We start from the raw sequence: 1,682 nt of genomic DNA, 5'->3' as shown, positions 1-1,682 counted from the left end.
AAGCAGAGGAGGCATTCTACGCACGCTTGAAAGCCAACGAAAAAGCAGCCTAATCATTGAACCAGAAACTCTCCGGTAAACCCGGGGCGGTTCAGTGAGGCTCCCGAGGACATACGCGGCCCCGACACCTTGCCCATGCCGACACCGCAGCCGTCCGCGGGCGCAAATCCCCTCCACCTTTCATCTGAAAGTGCCGGCTTAAGCCGCAGCTGCCTGATCAGATTCGGGACAGGCCGGGCGATTTCGACTCTTGAGCGGTTATCGAGGATTTTTGTTTCCGGGCGCATTCGACCGGACCCATGTCCCCTTCACAAACAGAGGAGGACAGGATGCTCACCACTCCCCCCGATGAAACCTACACTACGCCAGAAGCCGCCAATCAGCTTGAGGTTTCGGACCGTCAAGTCCGTCGCTACCTGAGCAGCGGCCGGTTGAAAGGCACCCGCGTGCGCGGACACTGGACGACCACGGCTCTCGACATCTGGCGGTTCAAAGGCATCGCAGACGAGATGCTCGAATCCTGGCGCCGGTACTGCATTGAGTATCAAGAGCGCCAGGCCGCGAAGAAAGAATCTTGAAAATCATTATACTTCAATGGCTTGAGTCTCTCGGGGAGAGGGTCGGGTCTCCATGGTGTCGGGATGGAGACCCCCCGTTCCGCCCCAATGTCCGCCGGTGTCCGCAAATGTCCGCCGACGACCGCTCAAGGCCACCTATGGCCGCCCCTGACCGGCCTCGGCGGTGTTTGGCGGCGGCACTACAGGGTGATGCCGCCGCCAAACACCGCCCGAAAAAGATGAGGATCTGAGCAGATGAAACACGAAACGATCGAACGTGAACCTGGCCTCCACGACCTTGAACGCGCCCTTGCCTTGTCGAGCCTCAAACCGTCCACGAGACACGCGACACTCACCAGCCTGCGCCTGATTGATGACGCTCTGAACACCGGCGGGGTTCTAGCCGTCTCGGACATCGAGCACGCCTTGGCAAACATTACGCCCGAGCTTCGGAGCCGCCTTGGGCCCCGGGCCTCTCAAATCCTGTCCGACGCGCGGCGCGCGATGCGCGTGTGGTCTGACGCTTCGACCCGCTTTCTGGCTCTCTCGTTGCGCGAACGAATTCCGACGCTTCGGGATGCGGTTCTGGCAGCAAGGCATGCCCTGAACACGGATCAGGCGCCCCGTGCGGAAGCCGCTCTTGAATCCCTGGCGGCAGCTCAAAACGCATCGCTCGATGACTTGCCGGCCACGGAAACGTCCGTTGCCCTGTACTTCAAGACTGCCTCTCCCGAGGATTTGGGTGTCAACACCAAGAAGACGCTTGAGAACAAACGATCCCTCTGTCTGCGGGCCGTCCGCCTCGTTGATCCGATGAGTCGCGAGACCCGCAATGTCCAGTTGGAGCGCCTTCAACCGAATTGGAGGAAAAGGTTCGAAGCGGTCAAAAGCGGGCTGGCCGAGCATGAAACGAGCGCGCTCGCGATTTTGAAACGGTTTGTGACCTTTGCCGAAGGCTTCGGCACAACGCCCGATGATATCGGGTCTGATGTGGTGGAGGCGTTCTACAAGCGTGAACGGGCCCTGCATTGTAAGCCCCCGGTTTTTACCGCAGCGGCTGGTCCTTGACGCGGGCGATGATGTCGGGTTCGGCGACGAAGTCTTCGAGGAAGCTGTGCCACTCTT

The 1,682-nt window shown here is 60.2% G+C and carries 2 protein-coding genes; both read left to right on the top strand.

The features are described 5' to 3' along the window. Positions 1-329: 329 nt before the first annotated feature. Complete coding sequence (locus EV656_RS16425; RefSeq protein ID WP_165919038.1) at positions 330-578, top strand: helix-turn-helix domain-containing protein; 249 nt, start codon at positions 330-332, stop codon at positions 576-578. 234 nt (positions 579-812) lie between these two features. After that, complete coding sequence (locus EV656_RS16420) at positions 813-1,625, top strand: hypothetical protein (RefSeq protein ID WP_132605868.1); 813 nt, start codon at positions 813-815, stop codon at positions 1,623-1,625. The last annotated feature ends 57 nt before the right edge of the window (positions 1,626-1,682 follow it).

Source organism: Rhodovulum adriaticum (genome assembly GCF_004345735.1).
In the GTDB taxonomy this organism is placed as follows: domain Bacteria; phylum Pseudomonadota; class Alphaproteobacteria; order Rhodobacterales; family Rhodobacteraceae; genus Rhodovulum; species Rhodovulum adriaticum.
Note: the sequence above shows the minus strand (reverse complement) of the source record. Positions and strands in the feature narration are given on the sequence as shown.

Coding starts and splice junctions, on each gene's coding strand:
- EV656_RS16425 (WP_165919038.1), top strand. CDS start 330: ATGCTCACCACTCCCCCCGATGAAACCTACACTACGCCAGAAGCCGCC.
- EV656_RS16420 (WP_132605868.1), top strand. CDS start 813: ATGAAACACGAAACGATCGAACGTGAACCTGGCCTCCACGACCTTGAA.